7 protein-coding genes are annotated in these 4,004 nt (G+C 64.5%); 2 read left to right on the plus strand and 5 right to left on the minus strand.

The window, feature by feature from the left end:
• The 3 genes from VFA16_RS03245 to trxA form a co-directional block, all read right to left on the minus strand.
• Nucleotides 1-243, minus strand: a 243-nt coding sequence (locus tag VFA16_RS03245; protein ID WP_324966434.1) for an ATP-binding cassette domain-containing protein, incomplete at its 3' end; no start/stop codon positions are given.
• Nucleotides 244-257: 14 nt separating this feature from the next.
• A complete protein-coding gene (locus VFA16_RS03250) occupies nt 258-1,103 on the minus strand; it encodes an enoyl-CoA hydratase (RefSeq protein WP_324966440.1) in 846 nt (281 codons plus the stop codon).
• Between the two features lie 3 nt (nt 1,104-1,106).
• Complete coding sequence (gene trxA, locus VFA16_RS03255) at nt 1,107-1,472, minus strand: thioredoxin (protein WP_324966435.1); 366 nt, start codon at nt 1,470-1,472, stop codon at nt 1,107-1,109.
• A 217-nt stretch (nt 1,473-1,689) separates the two neighbouring features.
• On the opposite strand from trxA, the gene VFA16_RS03260 reads away from it, so the two are divergent.
• Nucleotides 1,690-2,100 (plus strand): metalloregulator ArsR/SmtB family transcription factor, encoded by a 411-nt coding sequence (locus VFA16_RS03260; RefSeq protein WP_324966436.1) that lies wholly within the window; start codon nt 1,690-1,692, stop codon nt 2,098-2,100.
• A gap of 230 nt (nt 2,101-2,330) precedes the next feature.
• Here VFA16_RS03260 and VFA16_RS03265 read toward each other — a convergent pair whose 3' ends face one another.
• Nucleotides 2,331-2,528 (minus strand): hypothetical protein, encoded by a 198-nt coding sequence (locus tag VFA16_RS03265; RefSeq protein WP_324966437.1) that lies wholly within the window; start codon nt 2,526-2,528, stop codon nt 2,331-2,333.
• 172 nt (nt 2,529-2,700) lie between these two features.
• Between VFA16_RS03265 and VFA16_RS03270 the strand changes: the two genes are divergently transcribed.
• Nucleotides 2,701-3,084 (plus strand): hypothetical protein, encoded by a 384-nt coding sequence (locus VFA16_RS03270; protein WP_324966438.1) that lies wholly within the window; start codon nt 2,701-2,703, stop codon nt 3,082-3,084.
• 60 nt (nt 3,085-3,144) lie between these two features.
• On the opposite strand, the gene VFA16_RS03275 is transcribed toward VFA16_RS03270, so the two are convergent.
• Nucleotides 3,145-4,004, minus strand: an 860-nt coding sequence (locus tag VFA16_RS03275; RefSeq protein WP_324966439.1) for an MFS transporter, incomplete at its 5' end; no start/stop codon positions are given.

The following is a 4,004-nucleotide window of genomic DNA, read 5'->3' on the forward strand; positions in this document are numbered from 1 at the left end:
CAGCACGTCCAGGTCACCCTCTTTGGGATCCTGCGGCAGGTAACCGATCTCGCTGCTGCGGGTTACTGATCCGGCGTATGGCTGGGTCTCTCCCGCGAGGATGCGCAGCGTGGTGGTCTTGCCGGCCCCGTTGCGTCCAACCAGCCCGATGCGGTCGCCTGGCTGGACGCGCAATGCGGGCCCGTCAGCGGAGAGCAAGATGCGCGCCCCAGCGCGGACCTCGAGGTCCGTTGCTGTGATCACGATCGGTCTCCTTGCTACAGGTCATCGGTAAACACCGGGGGCCGTTCCTCGGCCCGCGCGGCAACCGCTTCCTCGAAATTGGAGGTGAGCAGACGAACGAATAGCTGTCCGAGGCCTTCGGCCTGCATGTGCCCTTCCAGGCTAGCGGCGTCCAGTCCACTCCACAGTGTGCGCTTGGTCAACTCGATTCCCGGACGCGAGAACGCCGCGATCCGTTCGGCCAGCGCGTAGCAGGTGTCCAGCAGCTGCTCGTCGGGCACGCGATACGACGCCAGCCCGATGCGTTCGGCTTCTTCGGCGTCGACGTCGCGACCGGTCAGCATCAGCTCGAACGCCCGCGACGAGCCGATCGCCCGGGGCAGCAGATAGCTCAGCCCCAATTCGCTGGCGGTCAACCCGTTGTTGATGCCGGCGGCCCGGAAGTAGGCGCTGCTCGAGGCGACCCGGATGTCGGCGGCCAGCGCCAGGCATAACCCGCCTCCGATGGCGGCGCCGTTGACCGCGGCAATCACAGGCTGATGCAGCCGCCGCAGCCCCAGGATCACGTCGTCGAGCAGTTCCATGGAGCGCAGCGCGTAGGTCGGCCGGGTCAGCCCCTCGACATGCGGCACCTGCCCCGCCGACTTGTGGTCGGCACCCGACGAGAAGCCCCGGCCTGCGCCGGTCAACACGACGACCCGCACGGAATTGTCGTAAGTCACCTCGGCCAGAGCTTCTTTGAGCGGCACCATGACGTCGAAGGCCATCGAATTCATCCGCTCCGGCCGATTGAGGGTGATGAGCGCGACATGCGGCCGCGGGTGGTCAACGAGGACAAAGCCATTCTGGGGATTCACAAATTGCACGCTATCGCGTGCCAGCGATCAGACTTCGTCAGGTTTGGACTGCTCGGCGATAGCGGCGTCGACGTCGAAGGCCTTGACCTGCTGCACCAAGTCCTCCAGCGCGGCTGGCGGCAGAGCACCGGCCTGGTTGAACACCAGCTTGCCCTTCTTGAACGCCATCAATGTCGGGATGGCGCGGATTTGAGCGGCCGCTGCCAGTTGCTGCTCGGCCTCGGTGTCGACCTTGGCGTGCACGATGTCCGGGTGTTTCTCCGAGGACGCCTGGAATGTTGGCGCGAACTGGCGGCACGGCCCACACCAGGAGGCCCAAAAGTCGACGAGGACGATGTCGTTGTCGGTGATGGTGTCGTTGAAGTCTGCAGCGGTGAGGTCTCGAGTAGTCACCTGTTGACCAACGCTGTGAGCTGGCGCAATGTTCCCCGGTCTGCACAGTCGGCGGCGGCCACCCCCCTCTGGTGGCCGCCGCCGTCCATCGCCACCTCCAGCCAACCCCCCGTGACTGGGTTCGCCGTGCGTTTGGTGGCACCTACGATTATAGGTGAAGACATGTCGAGGTCTACATATATCGGTGATATTGAGCGCTGTGTGGTTGAATTTTCAGATGGCCCAGGGGACGAAGCGCCGAACCGCACCCCCGGTTCTCGATCCCGCCGCAGCTGCCAAAGTTGCCGAAACGCTGCAGGCGCTGGCTTCCCCGAACCGCCTGCGTATCCTGACCCGGCTGCGGCAATCACCTTGCTCGGTAACAGAATTATCGGCCGCGGTAGGAATGGAACAGCCCGCCGTCTCCCACCAGCTCCGGCTCTTGCGCAACGTTGGCCTGGTGGCCGGCGACCGCAGCGGGCGCAACATCGTCTACCGGCTCTACGACAGCCATGTCGCCGCTTTGCTGGAGGAAGCCATCTACCACATCGAGCACCTTCACGTCGGCGTCAGCGATACGTTTCCTCACCCGGTCGAGAGTTTGCACCCGGGATGGCGCGAAGGTCCGGGTCGGTCGGCTCGCCGCTGACCATTCGTGGCGCCGATCTGCGCCCCTCACAGGCCGAGCTGTGGCCCGCAAGCGGTTCAGCCCATCCACAGCTACCTCTCACCCGGGCGGCAGGAGATCATCAGCCAAACGGGTGATTGTGAGACTGGCCGCCGCCGCGCAGATCAGTCGCGGCGGCTACACGCTTGCGCAAAGCACACCAACGATCGGAGAACGCCGATGTGTGTTCCTTCGCGCACGGCAAGACTTGCTCAGTTCGCGATCTTCGCGGCCGCCGCGGCCAACGCGTTGTCGGTCGCCGCGTGCGGCACATCGAAGAGCCCGAGTAGCGAAACCACCGGCAAACCAACATCATCGGCACACCCGACGACCTCTGCGCCCACACCGGCGCCGCCACCCAACGAGGGCATCGGCAACGTCGAGGGCATGGTGTCGTCGGTGTCGGGCAACACAATTCACCTCCGGCTACGAACCGGGACCGCGACTGTGAACTTCTCACCGTCGACAACGGTCACCGAGGTCAGTTCGGCTCAGTTGACCGATGTCACGGTCGGTACTTGCGCCGACGTGGAGCCAACCCCAGAGACCGCTCAAGCCGCTGGCGGCGTCACCGCACAATCTGTGACGATCAGTCCGGCCGTCGACGGCAAGTGTCCGCCGCCCCCGACGGCGGCAAGGACGCCATCACCTACCTCCCCAGCTGCGCCCCCGGAGAAGTCAGGGTTTTACGGAATGGTCGGCTCTGTCTCAGGAAACACGGTCACGCTCACCACTACGGGCGGCAAAACGCCGCAGACCACAGTGACCGTCACCGACACGACGACATACGTCAAGCAGCTATCCAGCAATACCCAAGCGATCACCCAGGGCAAGTGTCTGGCGGCCCAGGGGCCCGACGACGGCGGCGTCGTGCAGGCGACAACGATCGAGCTTCAGGCCTGCCCACCGATGGGCCGCCCCCACCACCACATCCCGTTGCCTCACTTGCCTCACCACCACCATTAGGGGAGTCAGTACGATCGCGGCAGGCAACCACAGCCTTGGCTTCTGATTCGCGCCCCGGGTCTATCTGTTGAGTGCTACGAGATCTTCAGTCAGCGCTTCGTCAGCCAGGTCTTCGAGCTCTCTTGCTTTGGTCTCCGGTCCGAGCAGATAGCCGGCCAGCGTCAGCACCCACAGGCCGCCGAGCGCCAGGTAGGGCGTCTCTAACCCATACCGGGTAATAGCCCAGCCGACCGCCGTCGGAGCCGCGATGGACGCGATGCGGCCGCCGCCGACTGCGATTCCAAAGCCGGTGCCGCGCAATACTGTTGGGAAAAGCTCAGCGATGTAGGTGTCGCCGACGCCCCAGAGCCAGCCGAGGGTTGCGATCGCGATGGCGCCGAACACCTGATAATCGTGCAGCGAGTCGGAAGTGGCTGCTAGGACGGTTGCCACGACCTCGATGACTGCGGCGAGGATCGCCGAGGGTCGGCGACCGACCCAGTCAGCCAGGGCAGTCCCGAGGTAGGCGAAGACAGCTTGGAGCAGGAAGAACACCAGGGCGTAGCGAATTGCCTCGATGGGCGACGCGTGAAACTTCTTGACGATGTACGTCGTCAAAAACAGCGTCATACCCCAGTAGCCGACTGCGTTGGCGGTGTATATGAGCCAGCCGGCGATGAGACGTCGCCGCACCCCGGGCAGCTGCCAAAGCTGTGGCTTGGCAGCGCCCCGCTCGACTTTGGTCTGTACGTCGATGTAGCGCTGCGACTCGGTGATACCCCGTCGAACGAGAAACAAAAGGATCGCCGGGACGATCGCCACGATGAATGCCGATTGCCAGCCGAAGTGCGGGACTAAGGCCAACGCGACGCCTGCGGCGAGAACGTAGCCCAGCGAGAAGAGGGAAAAGATAACGCCCCCAACGCCGATGGCGCGGGTCT

The organism is Mycobacterium sp., from assembly GCF_035653355.1.
In the GTDB taxonomy this organism is placed as follows: domain Bacteria; phylum Actinomycetota; class Actinomycetes; order Mycobacteriales; family Mycobacteriaceae; genus Mycobacterium.